The following is a 17,665-nucleotide window of genomic DNA, read 5'->3' as shown; positions in this document are numbered from 1 at the left end:
GGACATATCAAGATGATATTGGATAATTAGGATTTATTTATGAGAATATTAGGTTACAGTTTTTCTCTTTTAGCAACAGTAATATTATTAACTGGTTGTATTTATGGGGATATAGATAAAAGACAGCGAGACTTTATAACTATTGAGGCGGCCAGATATTGTGAAGCTAATCATTATTCATATTGTGAAATTTATGCACAATGTTATAGAGATTTTTTAGAGCAAATGCCAGCAATGACAGATTCTTTATCAGCGTTTTGGGGTATGTCTAGAGATTATCTTGATGATAAAGAAGCCCCAAAAGAAATGGATAATATTTACGCTCAAATAAAAGATAATGAAAAAAAAGGTAGAGAAGATTTAAGTTTAGATTATAGTTATCTATTATTTCCGCATAATAGATGTTCATCGATTATTAATGCTAAACAGTATGATATTAGTAATTATCAAGAAGCGATCGATAAAGGGATAAAAAGCTATAAACTCTATAATGAATAAAATGTTTTAGGATTTTCTCTATAGAGCCCGGAAAGTAATAGATATAAATTAAATTATAAAATTATACATATTTGTTGGCTAATAAAAATTAGGGAAATAACTGTTTTCATCCTTTGGGCAAAGAATGAAAATTTAAACGGAGATTAAAATGAATATATTAAGGTGTAAAATTGTTATTCTAGCACCATTGTTATTACTTAGTGCATGTAGTTCAAATTATGAAAAGTTAGAGGAAAAAGCTGGAATTGAGATTAAGGATAAATTGACTAAATCTTGTCAGGCTAACAATTATTCTTACTGTGAAATCTATGGCAAATGCTATATCAATATTTTCAATCAATTGAATGAAAGCGCGCAATATACACTCAAATTACTATCTAATATCATGCCGGAATCGGAACAAAATACGTTTAATATGCAGAAAAATCCAATGGATATCATCTACTCTAAATTAAAAGATAGTGAAGAAAAGAGTGATAAAAATTCTATTTTCAATTATAGCGTTATGTTATATCCTCATAATCAATGCTCCTCAATAATTAATGCTAAATCATATGATATTACTCGTCATCAATATCATATTGATAAAATGTTATACGAAAACAAAAGCAAAATAATAATGAAAAATTTAGATAGGTAATAGGAATTTTAATATAAAAAAGTATTAATATTATTTGAGTTGAACGCTTTAATTAGAAATCATTAACCAATCTAAAGCAACCAATGCTGGATGTTAGATTAATAATTGTGTTGATTATAATTACAGATCTTAAAAAAACTCCACAAAAATATCAAAAATTTGTTAGCAATTATACGATTAATTTAGGGTATGTTATAAAAGCAGTTAAATAAGGCCATATCAAGATGATATTGGATAATTAGGATTTATTTATGAGAATATTAGGTTACAGTTTTTCTCTTTTAGCAACAGTAATATTATTATCTGGTTGTATTTATGGTGATATAGATAAGAGAATGCGATATTTTGTAACTACTGAAGCAACGAGATATTGTGAAGCTAATCATTATTCATATTGTGAAATTTATGCACAATGTTATAGAGATTTTTTAGAGCAAATGCCAGCAAGAGCATATTCTTTATCAGCGTTTTGGGGTATGTCTAGAGATTATCTTGATGATAAAGAAGCCCCAAAAGAAATGGATAATATTTACGCTCAAATAAAAGATAATGAAAAAAAAGGTAGAGAAGATTTAAGTTTAGATTATAGTTATCTATTATTTCCGCATAATAGATGTTCATCGATTATTAATGCTAAACAGTATGATATTAGCAATTATCAAGAAGCGATCGATAAATGGATAAAAAGCTATAAACTCTATAATGAATAAAATGTTTTAGGATTCTCTCAATACTGCTTTGAAAATAATAGATATAAATTAAATTATAAAATTTTGCATATTTGTTGGCTAATAAAAATATGCAAAATAACTGCTTTCATCCTTTGAATAAGATTCGTTTTTTTTAATCAATAATTATTCGATATTATTTAGCTCAATTATTGATAATATTTTCAGTAGATTCTAATTTATTATTCACATTCATCATTACTTGAATAGCTATAAAATTGAGTATGTTTACCTATTAGTTACAAAGAAGATTGGTAATTAAAGCAAAACTATCATTAATCATCGCATCATAAAGTGTTTTATCATCTTTGTAGACAACACTAATATTAAGTAATCCTTCTAATATTACCATTAATTGGTTCGTTAAAGTTATATGTTGTGGTGTTTGAGGGAGTTGTTGACTAATGAGTTGACGAATAAATTCTTTATGTTCAATTGCTAGTTGCTTGATAGCCTGATCATGATGAAGCTCTTCGTTTGCTCTTATAAATAAACAGCCATTAAAATTATCTTGCTTAAACCAAGTTAGGTGCCATTTGAATATCTGAATGATTGCATCATTTTGGTCGAGATCTTTAATCGCCGTGCTAAGATCTTGTTGAAAGCGCAAATTCCTTATCTTCAAAACCTCAAAAATTAAGTTATCTTTATTACCAAAATGTTTATATAGCGTTGTTTTAGAGCAACCTGATTGGTCTCGTATCTCATCAACTCCGACATTAGCAAACCCTTTTTGGTAAAAGAGTTGTTCGGCGGTATCCGCTATTAATTTAGGTGTTTTTTTCATTTTTGATCCAAAGAGTTTGATATATGAACAGATCTGTACTAACATGAATGTGTACAGAGTTGTTCATTTTTGGTGTTGTACATATATTTTACTCATTTAATAGGATAAAAGAATAATGAAATCATTTTTTTTCAGCAAGGAAAAGTTACCGACAAAGCCTAAAAATATTGAATTATTGCAAAGCTTGATAGGTGGTTTTGTTTCTATATTGTGTCTTATTGGCTTAAGCCATTTAACTGGTTACACTTATATCATGGCGCCATTTGGGGCTAGTTGTGTGATATTGTTTGCCGTATCTCAGTCGCCATTAGCGCAACCAAGAAATGTTATCTTTGGCCATTTGATATCGGCTTTTGTTGGGCTAGTTTTTCTTAAACTATTCGGTAACGATATAATTGTTGCTGCGTCAGCCGTGGGGGTTGCAATTGTTGCAATGCAATATTTTCGAGCGGTGCATCCACCAGCCGGTGCTAATCCATTGGTTATTTTACTAACAGCGGATAAAATAGATTATGATTTTACTTTTATTTTATTTCCGGTGTTGTCTGGCGCAGTAATATTAGTTGCTATTGCTTATATAATTAATAATCTTTTCAATAAAACTCATTGGCCAATTTATTGGTTGGCATTGTTCAGTAGTAAAAAAGAGTCTTAATCTATTGTTAGTCAAGAGAAGACTACTCAAATTTAAACAACTTAGTTTGTTGATCTAAGTAGGTAAGTAAATCTGGCATGCGATGTTTGCCTGCCATCGATTTAATGTCCTGTGCGGCTTTAGTTAACTCTATTCCTAATGACGTGACATATAACGGCTTATTACTTTGGCCGCGTGTCACTTCTATCACATATTGACTATTATCAGCAAAGGACTTTTTAGCAACACCAATAATCGGTATCTTTTTATCAAGAGTTTGATATAGATGACCACCTAAACCAAGCTTACCGTCATTTAAATGGACATAACCGTCAACAATAATCGCATCAATTGTATTGAGATCGACCTGAGACAATAACGCTAATATACAAGGTAATTCACGTTGATAAAATTGGCCTGATTGATATGGGGCAACATTTGATTGGTAATCAGTGATAACGGATTTTATCTCCTTAATACTATCAGTAAATTGCTCAAACAAAATACCGACCGTTTTCGCTTTATCATCTAAATAGTAAACATCTATTGCAAGTATCATTTTTTTAAATTCCTTTTTAGAGTAGAATAGCACTGCTCTCATATATATCTCACTATTAAAAAACAATTTGTCGTTTGTTTCAAATAAATAAAAATTTAGTTCCTGATACATCTTGTTAACTGTTATTGATCCAATTACGCCAAAAACATTGGTCGTTTAAATTAGATCGACACTAGGAGGTTAGTAATGTATTTACTCGAAATGGCACCAAAATTCTTAGTTGCACTTATTATTTTACTGATTTACGTTAAATTATCAGGTAAAAGCCAAATAGCGCCAATGTCGCAATTAGATCAAGTTGGTAGCATGGTTATTGGTGCGTTGGTAGGGGGAACGTTACTCAATGCTAATGTTTCAGCGTGGGAATCAGCTGGCGCCGTGGCAATTTGGGCAGGACTGCTTATTTTAGTTCGATTCATCAAATCTAAAAACTCAAAATTACGCGATGCCATCGACGGTGAGCCAATACAACTAGTTAAAAATGGCCATCTACTCTCTGAAAATTTTATTAAAGCAAATCTACCGGTTAGAGATTTCGAAACATTGGTTAACATTCAAGGCATTTGTGCTTTTAGTGAATTAAAACAAGTTTGGTACGAATTAAATGGCTCATTAACTATTATCAAAAAAGGCGATAAAGATATAGCGGTATTAGTGATTGAAAATGGGGCAATTAGTCAGGATAATCTTGAACAATTACATAAAAATGAAACTTGGCTTAAGCATGAAATTAAAAAACAAGGATATAAAGATATCAACGAGATCTTTTGTGCTGAATGGTTTGACGATAAATTATTAGTTTATCCCTATGATGAAGTGCGTAAAGCTGAACATGATAATAAAAAATAATTAATAACAGTAAACAATAATAAAGGGAGGGACCATTCTCTCCCTCCCATCAACAGATAGATTATCGAAGTTGACTATCTTTACTGCCACGACGGTTATATAAGATTGCCGACTTAGCCAATTGCTTATCCATTTCTTGTTGGCAATTAACACAGTATTGCACACCAGGCAAAGCAAGTTGTCTTGCTTTTGCAATAGCATCGCCACATTCAACACAAAAATCAGCACTTGGTTTATCGTGTTTTAGTTGGCGTCTGGCAAGTTCAATAGCATCAATAATTGTGCTTTCGATTTGTTGGTTAACAGCATCATCAGATGCCCAGCCACTAGCCATTATTTCACCTCCTAAACAATTACATTAGATTAATAATATGGTGATTATTTGACCAGTTTCAAGTAATATAACCGCATATCTAGCAAGCAAAAGTAAGTGTTGTGTTTTAAAATAAAGATCATTTCTATTAATATCATTTAATTGGAGGTTTTTATGCAACAATATGAACAAGCAACATTTGCCGGTGGTTGTTTTTGGTGTATGGTAAAACCTTTCGACAAATATGAAGGTGTGATTAGTGTGATTTCTGGGTATACGGGAGGCCACACGGTAAATCCCACTTATCAACAAGTTTGCCAAGGCAATACTGGCCATACTGAAGCGGTACAGATAACCTTTGACCCAACTATGATCAGCTATAAAAAATTACTCGACATTTTTTGGCAACAAATAGATCCAACTGATTCACAAGGACAGTTTGCTGATCGGGGAGATTCTTATCGACCTGTAATTTTTTATCATAATAAATTTCAACAGCAGCAAGCAATCGCATCTAAACAAGCATTAGAAGAAAGTAAACGATTTAATCATCCAATTAATGTTGCTATAGAGCCGGCAACAATATTTTATCCAGCTGAAGATTACCACCAAGATTACTATAAAAAACAACCCGAACATTACAATCGTTATTATCGCTTATCTGGACGAGCCAATTTTATTGCTGACAATTGGCAAGATAAGCCAGCAACAAAAAGTGAGTAAGCAATGCAAAGTTATCCGCAGTATAGCAGTAAACAAAAATGGATCCATTGGTCATCAGCCTTGTTAATCGTGATTGTTACTTTATTGCTTTTAGCTAAAGTGACAATGTCGAATATTTTAGGTGGTATGCCAATTGTTTATTTATTGCATAAATCTTTGGGCGTTGTTGTTTTGCTATTAATGATATGGCGAATAATAGTAATTCGAGACCAAGGTGTACCTGATGTTTTACCTAAAGAACAAAAACTACAACGGATATTGTCTAAATCTACTCAAGGATTCATCTATATTTTACTGCTTATTGTACCGCTATCTGGTTATTTGATGAGTGGCCGAGATTTAAATGTCTTTGGTCTAATATCTGTTCCGGCTATAGCTATGCCAAATTCAATACATCAAATGTTTCATTCAATGCATCTAATCACTGCTTACGCTTTAGCAATATTGGTTATTATTCATATATTAGGTGCGTTGTATCATTATTTTTGGCTTAAAGATAAAGTACTACAATCAATGTTGAGCAGTAATGATTAACGTAAATTTAAAATTACTAATATTAATAGCATCTATAACGTAACGTGAGGCAGATAAATCATGAATAAATCAATGAAAGATAAGGCTATAGCAGCATTAACACCTATGCAATATCATGTTACTCAACAAAATGGCACTGAGCCCCCATTTGACAACCAATACAATGCCAACCATCGGGAAGGTATCTATGTTGATATTGTCTCAGGGGAACCTCTATTCACGTCATTAGATAAGTTTGATTCTGGCTGTGGTTGGCCCAGTTTTTCTAAACCGATTAATCAGCAACAAATTATAGAAAAAGAAGATAACAGTCACGGCATGAACCGGATAGAAGTGCGTTCATCAGAGGCTGACTCCCATCTTGGTCATGTATTCACTGATGGCCCTGCAGCGTTAGGTGGATTACGTTATTGTATTAATTCTGCTGCATTGAAATTTATCCCAAAAGAAGAACTTGAAACGCAGGGTTATGGTGAATATTTAAGGTTATTTAACTAAATTAATTTAATGAATCGCTACTTAAAATTAACAAATATATGAGTAGATTTTTCTATATTTGTTGAGAACGTTTTATTTGATTGATATGAAAGATAATATTGGCATATATCAGATCATCGTATATGCCAATACCATTTTTAATCAGCAATGATAATTTTCATAAATAAGCTAATTCTTGCGCTTAAATAAAATATAGCTAATTAATAAAAATACTAAGCTGGTTAGCATTGAACCTACAATAGGATAGATCCCCATTACAATACTGACTTGAGCAAAAAGATTATCGGCAATATAGAAAATAAATCCAAAACTAATACCAATAATCACTCTAACACCCATCGAAACACTACGTAATGGGCCAAAAATGAAAGATAAAGCCAAAAGTAACATCACCGCTACTGACACAGGCTTAATCAGTTTTTTCCAAAACAATAGGTCATAATATTTGGTATCTTGCCCAGAATCTTTCAAATACTGCGAATATTGGTATAAACCAGATGCAGATAAAGAGTCTGGATCAAAGGCGACAATACTTAATTTATCGGGAGTAATATTGGTTTTCCATTGCATTGTTAACGAATTGATACTCGTTATTTGTTCGGGATTGGTTAAGTCATTTTTTTCAATTTCTGACAGAGTCCAAATATTATTTTCAAAGACACCTCTGTTAGCATGGGTGATCGAAAGCAGTTTATTTTTATCTACGCTATAAATATCAATATTAGATATTGAACTGTCATTATCAACATGACCAATATAGACATAGTCATTACCATCTTTAGCCCATAAACTACCTTGCCGAGCTAATAATGAATTACCATAAAGTCTTTCTGAACGCATATTACGAGCCGTTTGCTCACTAATTGGTGCAACCCATTCGCCAATGGCCATAGTTAAAATAACTAAAGGTAAGGCAGTTTTCATGACGGCTAAAGCAATTTTAAAGCGACTAAAGCCCGATGTCTCCATGACAATGAGCTCACTGCGTGAGGCTAATATGCCTAAACCGATTAAACCTCCTAATAGAGCAGCCATAGGAAAAAATACTTCCAAATCTTTAGGCACCATAAGTAGAGAATAGAAACCAACGGAAAATGCATCATAATCTTCTTTTATTTTTCTGAGTTGATCTATAAAACGAATAATACCGGAAAGACTAATTAACAAAAATAAGCAAATTCCAATAGTATTTAAAATAGTTTTACCAATATAACGGTCTAAAATCGAAAACATCGTTTTCCCCTTATAATGCACTATATTTTAAACGAAGTTTACGCATAAATAAGTTATCCCAACAATTTAAGATTAAAGCTAGAATAAAATAACCCATATTAATGAGATAAAACCACAAAGCAGGATCTAGTCGGCCTTTGCCGGCATTAGCTCTAATCGAACTAGAAAGTAAAAAATAGACTAGATAAAGTAATAGTGCTGGTAAAATCTGTGCCAGTCTACCTTGCCTAGGATTTGAAACACTTAATGGGATGACTAAAAAAGCCATTAAAGGAACCGAAATAATTAGCGTCAAGCGCCAATAAAATTCTGCTCGGGTTTTCGCACTAGGATTCTGCAGTAATTCAAATAACCCTAATTGTTGCACATCAGCTTTATCATCATCAACATTTGTATCTAACTCTTTAGGTTTTATGATCCCCAAATAGTTATGAAAATTTGATATACGAAAATCTTTTAGCTGGGCAGTACCTTCATAACGATTAGCATCTTCAAGGGTAATAATTTGATTACCATCGGCATCTTCGGCTGTTTTTCCTTTATTGGCAATAATGATAGAAGGGCGCTGATTATTTCTAGGATTGATCTGGGCAATAAATACATTGTCTAACTTATTGTTATCGACATTGCCAATATAAATGACTGAATTGCCATCCGGTGTTTGTTGAAATTGTCCTGCAAGTAGGCCGGCTAAACTTGGATTAATTTTTGCATTCTCAACTAATTGATCTTGTTTTACGCTTGACCAAGGACCAAACCAAAGACTATTCAGTGCTGTTAACGTACATGTCATTACACAAAGTAAAAATACAACTTGATAGTTAAGTCTCTTTTTTACACCACAAGCATGCATCGCGACCATCTCGCTATCAGAATAAAGCCGGCCAAAGGTAACAAGCACACCTAAAAAAAGACTTAACGGCAAGATAAGATCAGCCATATTTGATACACCTAACACTAATAATGGCATAATCAAATCTCGAGGAATGCTACCATCGATTGCGCTGGATAAAATTTTTATTAATTTTTGAGAAAAGAAAATCAGCAATAATATAAACAATATTGCTCCTTGAGTTTTCATTGTCTCTTTAATTAAATATCGGCGAATTATCACGTTTTTACCTATCTATCCGTCTTATCAAATCCCACTATTATAATCCGATTTGCACTATTTCGTTATCTTTTTGTTGCTATCGTTTAATGAACCGATAAAATGTTACTATTCACATTCAATATCTTACAAGAGAACCCTATGCAATACGCAATCAAAAATAGCCTTGTTATAACTAAACAAAAAGAAGAATGTTTAGTTATTACTGTCCAATCAGGCAAAACACAATCTAATTTAATCAAAGAGATAGATAACGTAAATAATGGTTTGATTAGCCAATTGATAAAATCAGGTGATATTAGTGGTGAGTTAGGTAAAACCACATTTTTATATTCATCAGCCAATGCTACCAAACAAAAAATATTAGTTGTAGGATGTGGTGAAGCGAAAAGTTTTGATTTAAATTCCGCCAAAAAAGTGATTCAAGCTACTATTAAAGAGCTAACTACCAAAAAAGTTAAAAACATTTGTTGGGATATTCTAACTCTCAATCCAGCAATTAGTGGTGAAATCGCTAAGCAGTTGCCTCAAATTACTAGCGAATTAACCTACAGTTTTGACCAATTCAAATCAACAAAATCAAAACAACCAAGTTTACAAAAAATAACTTTACTTTATAGCGATAAACAGACGATCAACCAAGTTGAAAGTCAATTATTCCAAGGGCAAATTATTGCTGATGCTATTACCAGTACTAAAAACATTGCCAACATGCCATCTAACGTCTGTAATGCCAAATATTTAGCGGAGGAGGGTGAAAGCTTAGGCAAACAATATATCAACTTAAAAGTTACTTGTTTAGGTGAGAAAGAACTAGCCAAACTCAACATGAATGCTTATTTAGCTGTAGGGCGAGGATCTGCCAATGAATCAATTATGACGGTGATTGAATACCATGGCGCTAAAGATAAAAAGGCCCAGCCTTATGTCTTAGTTGGTAAAGGATTAACCTTCGATTCAGGCGGTATATCTATTAAACCTTCTGCTGGTATGGACGAAATGAAGTATGATATGTGCGGTGCTGCCACTGTCTTTGGCGTAATGCAAGCAGTTGCCGAGCTCAAATTGCCAATCAACGTCGTCGGTGTAATGGCTGGTTGTGAAAATATGCCCGATGGTAATGCTTATCGCCCAGGTGATATTTTAACGACCATGTCAGGTATTACTGTTGAAGTAATTAACACTGATGCTGAAGGCCGTTTAGTCTTATGTGATACCTTAACCTATGTTGAACGCTTCAAACCAAAAACTGTCATTGATATTGCGACATTAACCGGTGCTTGTATTGTGGCTCTTGGTCATCATTACACAGGGGTAATGGGTAACAATCCACAATTGGTGGAACAACTTGTTAACTCATCAAATAAAGCCGGTGATAAAGCATGGTCTTTACCAATAGATAGTGATTTCCAAGAACAAATCAAATCGACTTGCGCTGATATTGTTAATGCTGGTGGTCGAGATGGCGGTACAATTACTGCTGCTTGTTTCTTATCTCGCTTTACTGAAAAATATCAATGGGCACATCTTGATATAGCTGGTACAGCTTGGAAATCAGGTGCCAACAAAGGTGCAACTGGCCGACCAGTTGCGATGTTAATTCAATACTTACTTGATCAAAAATAAGTAGATAAACATCATGAAAAAAGTGATTTTCTATTTACTAGAAAACCCAACCCCAGCTAATGATGCTGGGGTATTATTTCAAGAAAAGTTAGCCTGCGAAAAAATTGTCGAAGCATGGCACAGCAAACAGCGTGTGCTGGTTGCTTGCCAAGATCAAGCGCAAGCTGAGCGAATTGATGAATATTTATGGCAACTTGATAGCGATGATTTTGTTCCACATAACCTTGCTGGTGAGGGATTAAAAGGTGGATCGCCAGTTGAAATCTGCTGGCCACAAAAGCGTAGTAGTGGTGCACGACATTTATTAATAAACCTACAACAACAATTTCCCGAATTTGCCGGTGTTTATCGTGATATTATCGATTTTGTTCCTGTCGATGACCAACAAAAATCGTTAGCTAGGGAAAGATATAAAGCTTATAAAGAAGCAGGTTTTAATCTCAAAACTATTCCAATTACATGTCGATGACCCAAGTATCAAAAATTGACTTTAACCAATTAGTTTATCGAAATATGATAAAGCTAGTTTTTAAAGTAAATTCAGGATAAATACTGCGATTATTTTCAAAAAAAATTTTGAGGAAAGGGGTTTTTAAAGCCTAAAATCCCGCCAATAAATCGCTAACGTTAGTTATAACATCAGCTATTACTGATAATAAACGTTTATTTTTATAAATTAGTTTAGTGCTTCTTATTTAGCGACATCCGCAATGTGCTGACAACTGAGAGAGGTTAGCATGGCAAACAGGGATGTTTGGCAAGGAGCGTTAAAAGCGAACGAAGGCGGAAGGCAGTCACATCGTGACCACTTGCGTGGTCGCCGCGGGAGATTGTAAAGAGGGTTCGCGCCAACCCTCTTAACTCGGACGTAATCACCGTATAGAAACAACCGCAAAACAACAAAACGTCCGAAACTCAAACAACTAAAAAATAAAAAACTAAAAATTTTGAGGAACGGGGTTTTTAAAGCCAAAAAATCCCCCTAAAGTTTCTCCGAAATTGGTTTTAAAACTAAAATTAGCTTGCTATAAACATAAGAGTTTATTTTGGCAAATAAGTTTGGTGTATTTAATTTAGCGACATTCGCAATGTGCTGACAACTGAGAGAGGTTAGCATGGCAAACAGGGATGTTTGCCAAGGCGGTGCTTTGTCAGGAACAAATCACAGCCGGTGCGTTAAGACCGAACGAAGGCGGAAGGCAGTCACATCGTGACCACTTGCGTGGTCGCCGCGGGAGATTGTAAAGAGGGTTCGCGCCAACCCTCTTAACTCGGACGTAATCACCGTATAGAAACAACCACAAAACAACAAAACGTCCGAAACTCAAACAACCAAAAAATTTTGAGGAACGGGGTTTTTAAAGCCAAAAAATCCCGCCCAAGTTTCCCCGAAATCGGTTTTAAGCGAGTAATTAAGCGGTAATATTACATTAATCTTTACAAAAGTTAACAATTAAACCATCAAAAAAAGTTGCATGGTTTTTTGCAATCACTATACTTTTATAGCATATTTATACGAATGGATAAATTTTATGCTATTAAGCTTAAAATTTTAAATAAATCATAAAATTGGATTGACAAGGATATCTGATATGGATTATAATTTTCAACACACAACACACAACACACAACCTGCCCAACCTATAATTTCATCTTTCTAAAGTTAAGCTCACACCGTTTATTATTTAACCGCAGTTTATTATTTCCGCAATTTCCGAAATTCCGGCAAAATTTTTCAAAATTTCTTGGTTTAGTCTGTTTATCTCGGCCGATGGTTTTGGTTTTAACCGTAGTTATTTTACAATCTATCTCTTTTTCTAATTATGCATTAACCACTAAAACGACCAATATTATTTATGGCTCAGCACCTTATTTAACCTTTGATGGAGGTCGTACCCGGGTCACAAATACCGAAGCGCTACTCGGGATATCCCTTTCTGATGGTAGAACATTTACTCCGACAACCAATAATTCAAGTTTAGACAATCCTATCGTTTTACCTGTTGCTGGTCAGAGTTTTGCAGATATTGGTATGTTAGTACCAACGGATACTAATTCTATTGCATTAAGTTCACTTATTGGCACACCTTATAATTATTGGGGGGATGATGATGGAGATGGTCAGGGAGTTAATGGTGTCACCGCTACCGGTAGTTTAAATTTATCGATTGTTGATAAAGACAATAATCGTGTTGCCCGTAATGAAGTGCTGACTATTTGTAAAGCGCCATATAAATTAACCTTATCAAATAGTGAAGGTAGATTAACAACACGTTATGGGGTACCTAATGAAAGTCGTTTTACGGCAGGTAATGCCACTTATTATATTAATCCTAATATATCATCGCCAGCGATTTGTTATGCAAGACCTAACTTAGAAGGGGGTGGACGTATTTCTGCTGCCGTTTGGGAATATGGTAAGGGTTTTCTAACCCAGTCATTTACACCGTCGTCTTATGGTTTAAACTTCCCGACTACTGGTGCTAATGGTCTGTATTTTGATTTAGATATTGGTGGTGTTAGTCAGGCCTTATCTTGGGCGCCGGTTTCTCATGGTGGTATTACGGCGACGATGACCGATACATCATACTACAGGGGGATGGTTCGAGTCACCCTAACTGGTCCTGTTGCTACACCATCGCAATGGAGTTCAGATAATCCAGGTCAAATAGACAGACCCTCTTTACCTCAGGTGTTTGAGTTAGTCGGTCGTGATAGCAGTGGTAATGCGGTGGTCAAATATGGATTTGAGTTAAAGCAGTGGTTTGTTAATCGTGGTGATTATACAGGTAACTATTCTAGTGTGGAATCTTGGTGTAATAAGATTGGAGGATATCGTCTCCCAAATGTCAAGGATTTAACTAATGCGTCTTGTCGGGCATTTCATGGTAATTTAGAAGTCACTTGTAACGGTCTAGTAGAGGCAACGCCTTCGTCACCTGATAATTTTGCCCGTCGTCACATTGGTGGAGGATTGTTCTCGGAATGGGGGAATATGTGCAAATACAGGGGTGCCAACTTTCCCTGCTACGACAGAATCCCTGGGGGAGTTCTTTTTGATTATTGGACGCAAGATAGGAAGGGGGGTAGTACTCAAAAGTTTTTTTATGTTTACTCGGCGGATGGTTATATAGCTACCGAGCAAGGGGATATCAACAACAAACATGGCGAACTCTGTGTCTATCCTTAGCTATTATTTCTTAGTTCTTAGATATTAAAGCTGAGGATAAGAAAAATAACATTAGGGCGTTAAACAATCATTGCCCTGCTAAGGCAATGGCGTTGATGCTGACGAAGTTGGCGATAAAATCGATTTTGTGGTGCGACATTCGCAATGTGCTGACAACTGAGTGAGGTTAGCATGGCAAACAGGGATGTTTGGCAAGGAGCGTTAAAAGCGAACGAAGACGGAGGGCAGTCACGCAGTGACCACTTGCGTGGTCGCCGCGGGAGATTGTAAAGAGGGTTGGCGCCAACCCTCTTAACTCGGACGTAATCACCGTATAAAAATAACCACAAAACAACAAACGTCCGAAACTCAAACAACTAAAAAATTTGAGGAGAGGGGTTTTTGAAAATTAAATTCCTACTTATTGCTAACCCTTTTTTTTGACTTAAAATAAAATTTTTAAAAATCAATATGTTGAAAAACCGCTTAAAAAAAGGGTTTTTAATAGTAAAATTGCGCTTTGCCTTTTTACCAACTGCATTTATAGTATATTGGATTCTAGTTCACTACCGTGTAGGTAGTTTAGAAAACGCTGCCCGGGCGAGATTTTCGCTGCTATCGGTTCACTACCGTGTAGGTAGTTTAGAAATACCAAAAAAATAATTCAAAAATAATTCAAAAGTTCACTACCGTGTAGGTAGTTTAGAAATCGTTACGCCAATATTTGTTTTCAAATTGTTTGTTCACTACCGTGTAGGTAGTTTAGAAATGCACTGTCCGCTAGCGCTGGTATAGCAATGCGTTCACTACCGTGTAGGTAGTTTAGAAAATTGATTTGGTCACCGTAAGATAACTCGCCTAGTTCACTACCGTGTAGGTAGTTTAGAAAATTCATTTATCCATCCGTTACCAAATTCTCTTGTTCACTACCGTGTAGGTAGTAAGAAATATATAAGTGGTGGCATGGGTAACATCAAGAAGTACACTGCTTATTGAGTAGGTTAAAAATGGTGATTTTTTAAGAGGGGATAAAGGGTATATTATTTCTAATAAACAGCAAATAATCGATGCTCTTTTCGAGCTATTACTGTTCTTCTTTACAAATGTTAACAATTAAACAGTTAAAATAAGTTGCATCGAGTTTTTTCAATTACTATAATTTTCCACTATATTTATATAAATGGATAGATTTTATACTTTTTAGTATAAAATTGTAAATAAATCATTAATTTAATTGACAGGAATGTCGGATATGTGTTATAATTTACAACACCAAACACCAAACACCAAACCTGCCCAACCCATAATTTAACCTTTCTAAAGTTAAGCTCACACCGTTTATTATTTAATCACAGTTTATTTTTTCAACAAATTCAGCAAAATTTTTCAAAATTTCTTAATTTAGCCTTTTTATCTCGGCCGATGGTTTTGGTATTAACCTTGGTTGTTTTACAGTCTATCTCTTTTTCTAATTATGCATTAACCACTAAAACGACCAATATTATTTATGGCTCAGCCCCATATTTAACCTTTGATGGTGGTCTTACTCGGGTGACAAATACCGAAGCTCTGCTTAGAATATCTCTTTCCGATGGTAGAACATTCACTCCTAAAACTACTAATTCAAGTGACAATCCTATCATTTTACCTGTTGCTGGTCAGAGTTTTGCTGATATTGGTATGTTAATGCCAACAGACACTGATTCTATTGCATTAAGTTCACTTATTGGCACACCTTATAATTATTGGGGGGATGATGATGGTGATGGAGAAGGAGTTAATGGTATTACCGCTACCGGTCGTTTAAGGTTATCCATTATTGATAAAAATTATGATTCTGTTGCTCGTAATGAAGAGCTGGATATTTGTAACGCACCATATAAATTAACCTTATCTAATAGTGAAGGTACATTAACAACACGTTATGGTATACCTAATGAAAGTCGTTTTGAGCCAAGGACTGCCACTTATTATATTAATCCTAAAGCAGCGCCAGTGATCTGTTATGTTAAACCTAACTTGTTTTGGGGTTATGGATTTTATGCCGGTCCTGCTAACATATGGACGGAGTATAAAGGTTTTATTCCTCAGTCATTTACGCCATCGTCTTATGGTTTAAACTTCCCAACTACTGGTGCTCATAATTTATATTTTGATTTAGAGATAGGTGGTAATAATCAGGACTTATCTTGGGCGCCTGTTTCGCATGGCGGTATTAAGGCGACAATGACCAATTCAACAAAGACCAGTGTTCGTATCACCCTAACTGGTCCTGCCGTTACAGACTCTAAGCAACAGAGTTCAGATAATCCAGATGAAATCGAAAGACCCTCTTTGCCGCAGACATTTGAGTTAGTTGGTCGTGATAGCAGTGGTAATGCGGTGGTCAAGTATGGTTTTGTGTTAAAGCAGTGGTTCGTTAGCCGTGGTACGAGTAAGTACAAATATTCAAGTGTATCATCGTGGTGTACAAAAATTGGTGATTATCGGGTGCCTGCGGTTAAGGATTTAACTAATGCGACTTGTAATGATGCAGTTCATTATTGTCGAGGTGCCGTTGGCGCTACACCATCGTCATCAGGTAATGGTTACCAGCGTCAAATTGGAGCAGGGTTTTTCACGGAGTGGGGGAGCATGAGAAACCATTACAGTGATGCCTTTTTCCGCTCCATATACTTTTGGACGAGTGATGCAACTGGTAATACCCAGTTCTCCGTTAATGGGGAACATGGTGAAATAATGCGCGCTTCTGAGATGCTCAGTTCGAACGCCGACGCTGGGCTTGATGGGGTTTGCGTTTATCCTTAGTGCTTATTTCTTAGTTCTTGAACTAAAGAGCTAGATATAAGAAAAATCACGTTAGAACGTTAAACAATCATTGCCCTGCCAAGGCAATGGCGCTGACGAAGAGGGCGTTAAAAGCGAACGAAGGCGGAAGGCAGTCACATCGTGACCACTTGCGTGGTCGCCGCGGGAGATTGTAAAGAGGGTTCGCGCCAACCCTCTTAACTCGGACGTAATCACCGTATAAAAATAACCGCAAAACTGCAAACGTCCGAAATTCAAACAACCAAAAATTTTGAGGAGAGGGGTTTTTAAAGCCAAAATCCATCCAATAAATCGCTAACGTTAGTTATAACATCAGCTAGTTCCAATAATTAAAGTATATTTTTATCAATCAGTTTGATGCTTCTCATTTAGCGACATTCGCAATGTGCTGACAACTGAGAGAGGTTAGCATGGCAAACAGGGATGTTTGCCAAGGCTGTGCTTTGTCAGGAACAAATCACAGCCGGTGCGTTAAGAGCGAACGAAGGCGGAAGGCAGTCACGCAGTGACCACTTGCGTAGTCGCCGCGGGAGATTGTAAAGAGGGTTCGCGGCAACCCTCTTAACTCGGACGTAATCACCGTATAGAAATAACCACCAAACAACAAAACGTCCGAAACTCAGCGAACCAAAAAAATTGAGGAACGGGGTTTTTAAAACGCAAAATACCTTCTAAAAACGATTATAAAATTGTCAAAATCAAAAACCTAATCTGCAAATTATTAATATTAAAAATGGTGATTTTTTAAGAGAGGGATAAAGGGGATATTATTTCTAATAAACAACAAATAACCGATGCTGTTTTCGGGCTAGCAGTATTCTTCTTTACAAAAGTTAACAATTAAACCATCAAAAAAAGTTGCATGGTTTTTTCCAATCACTATACTTTTATAGCATATTTATACGAATGGATAAATTTTATGCCATTAGGCTTA

The 17,665-nt window shown here is 35.2% G+C and carries 17 protein-coding genes and 1 CRISPR repeat array; of the genes, 12 read left to right on the top strand and 5 right to left on the bottom strand.

The genetic code is table 11. From position 1 onward, the window contains the following. The first annotated feature begins 39 nt into the window (after positions 1–39). From B6C84_RS10105 to B6C84_RS10095, 3 genes are all read left to right on the top strand, one after another. A complete protein-coding gene (locus B6C84_RS10105) occupies positions 40–498 on the top strand; it encodes a hypothetical protein (protein WP_086319986.1) in 459 nt (152 codons plus the stop codon). A 148-nt stretch (positions 499–646) separates the two neighbouring features. After that, complete coding sequence (locus B6C84_RS10100) at positions 647–1,138, top strand: hypothetical protein (RefSeq protein ID WP_065578064.1); 492 nt, start codon at positions 647–649, stop codon at positions 1,136–1,138. A gap of 251 nt (positions 1,139–1,389) precedes the next feature. After that, on the top strand, positions 1,390–1,848 hold the full coding sequence (locus tag B6C84_RS10095; RefSeq protein WP_086319985.1) for a hypothetical protein: 459 nt from the start codon (positions 1,390–1,392) through the stop codon (positions 1,846–1,848). Positions 1,849–2,101: 253 nt separating this feature from the next. Here the strand turns inward: B6C84_RS10095 and B6C84_RS10090 are convergent, their stop codons facing one another. After that, positions 2,102–2,653: a TetR/AcrR family transcriptional regulator gene (locus B6C84_RS10090; protein WP_065578066.1), complete on the bottom strand. Its 552-nt coding sequence runs from the start codon at positions 2,651–2,653 to the stop codon at positions 2,102–2,104. A gap of 115 nt (positions 2,654–2,768) precedes the next feature. On the opposite strand from B6C84_RS10090, the gene B6C84_RS10085 reads away from it, so the two are divergent. Beyond that, the gene (locus B6C84_RS10085; protein WP_086319984.1) at positions 2,769–3,308 is read left to right on the top strand and encodes an HPP family protein; all 540 of its coding nucleotides are present in this window, start codon (positions 2,769–2,771) and stop codon (positions 3,306–3,308) included. Positions 3,309–3,330: 22 nt separating this feature from the next. Here B6C84_RS10085 and B6C84_RS10080 read toward each other — a convergent pair whose 3' ends face one another. After that, positions 3,331–3,888, bottom strand: a complete 558-nt coding sequence (locus B6C84_RS10080; RefSeq protein WP_086319993.1) for an endonuclease V — start codon at positions 3,886–3,888, stop codon at positions 3,331–3,333. 144 nt (positions 3,889–4,032) lie between these two features. Here B6C84_RS10080 and B6C84_RS10075 point away from each other — a divergent pair, with 144 nt between their 5' ends. After that, a complete protein-coding gene (locus B6C84_RS10075; protein ID WP_034903192.1) occupies positions 4,033–4,695 on the top strand; it encodes a DUF421 domain-containing protein in 663 nt (220 codons plus the stop codon). Between the two features lie 61 nt (positions 4,696–4,756). Here B6C84_RS10075 and B6C84_RS10070 read toward each other — a convergent pair whose 3' ends face one another. After that, positions 4,757–5,029, bottom strand: coding sequence for a DksA/TraR family C4-type zinc finger protein (locus tag B6C84_RS10070; protein ID WP_086319983.1), 273 nt, complete (start codon positions 5,027–5,029; stop codon positions 4,757–4,759). 153 nt (positions 5,030–5,182) lie between these two features. Between B6C84_RS10070 and msrA the strand changes: the two genes are divergently transcribed. The 3 genes from msrA (at position 5,183) to msrB (ending at position 6,763) form a co-directional block, all read left to right on the top strand. Beyond that, entirely contained in the window at positions 5,183–5,731 is a 549-nt protein-coding gene (gene msrA, locus B6C84_RS10065) for a peptide-methionine (S)-S-oxide reductase MsrA (protein ID WP_086354029.1), read from the top strand. Positions 5,732–5,734: 3 nt separating this feature from the next. After that, the gene (locus tag B6C84_RS10060) at positions 5,735–6,265 is read left to right on the top strand and encodes a cytochrome b (RefSeq protein WP_086354030.1); all 531 of its coding nucleotides are present in this window, start codon (positions 5,735–5,737) and stop codon (positions 6,263–6,265) included. 72 nt (positions 6,266–6,337) lie between these two features. Further along, positions 6,338–6,763, top strand: coding sequence for a peptide-methionine (R)-S-oxide reductase MsrB (gene msrB, locus B6C84_RS10055; RefSeq protein ID WP_370545688.1), 426 nt, complete (start codon positions 6,338–6,340; stop codon positions 6,761–6,763). A 168-nt stretch (positions 6,764–6,931) separates the two neighbouring features. Here the strand turns inward: msrB and lptG are convergent, their stop codons facing one another. Then, positions 6,932–7,996 carry an LPS export ABC transporter permease LptG gene (gene lptG, locus B6C84_RS10050; RefSeq protein ID WP_086354031.1) on the bottom strand — a complete coding sequence of 355 codons (1,065 nt, stop codon included), beginning with the start codon at positions 7,994–7,996 and terminating at the stop codon, positions 6,932–6,934. A gap of 10 nt (positions 7,997–8,006) precedes the next feature. Further along, positions 8,007–9,110, bottom strand: coding sequence for an LPS export ABC transporter permease LptF (gene lptF, locus B6C84_RS10045; RefSeq protein ID WP_034903211.1), 1,104 nt, complete (start codon positions 9,108–9,110; stop codon positions 8,007–8,009). A 138-nt stretch (positions 9,111–9,248) separates the two neighbouring features. On the opposite strand from lptF, the gene B6C84_RS10040 reads away from it, so the two are divergent. The 4 genes from B6C84_RS10040 (at position 9,249) to B6C84_RS10025 (ending at position 16,710) form a co-directional block, all read left to right on the top strand. After that, positions 9,249–10,733, top strand: a complete 1,485-nt coding sequence (locus B6C84_RS10040; RefSeq protein ID WP_086354032.1) for a leucyl aminopeptidase — start codon at positions 9,249–9,251, stop codon at positions 10,731–10,733. Between the two features lie 13 nt (positions 10,734–10,746). Continuing rightward, positions 10,747–11,202, top strand: coding sequence for a DNA polymerase III subunit chi (locus B6C84_RS10035; RefSeq protein ID WP_086319978.1), 456 nt, complete (start codon positions 10,747–10,749; stop codon positions 11,200–11,202). A 1,302-nt stretch (positions 11,203–12,504) separates the two neighbouring features. Further along, positions 12,505–13,923: a hypothetical protein gene (locus B6C84_RS10030; protein WP_086354424.1), complete on the top strand. Its 1,419-nt coding sequence runs from the start codon at positions 12,505–12,507 to the stop codon at positions 13,921–13,923. A 540-nt stretch (positions 13,924–14,463) separates the two neighbouring features. After that, positions 14,464–14,851: a CRISPR direct-repeat array (repeat unit 28 nt; unit sequence GTTCACTACCGTGTAGGTAGTTTAGAAA). A gap of 473 nt (positions 14,852–15,324) precedes the next feature. After that, a complete protein-coding gene (locus tag B6C84_RS10025; RefSeq protein ID WP_086354423.1) occupies positions 15,325–16,710 on the top strand; it encodes a hypothetical protein in 1,386 nt (461 codons plus the stop codon). Positions 16,711–17,665: the final 955 nt, after the last annotated feature.

The organism is Gilliamella apis (genome assembly GCF_002142155.1).
In the GTDB taxonomy this organism is placed as follows: Bacteria; Pseudomonadota; Gammaproteobacteria; order Enterobacterales; family Orbaceae; genus Gilliamella; species Gilliamella apis.
Note: the sequence above shows the minus strand (reverse complement) of the source record. Positions and strands in the feature narration are given on the sequence as shown.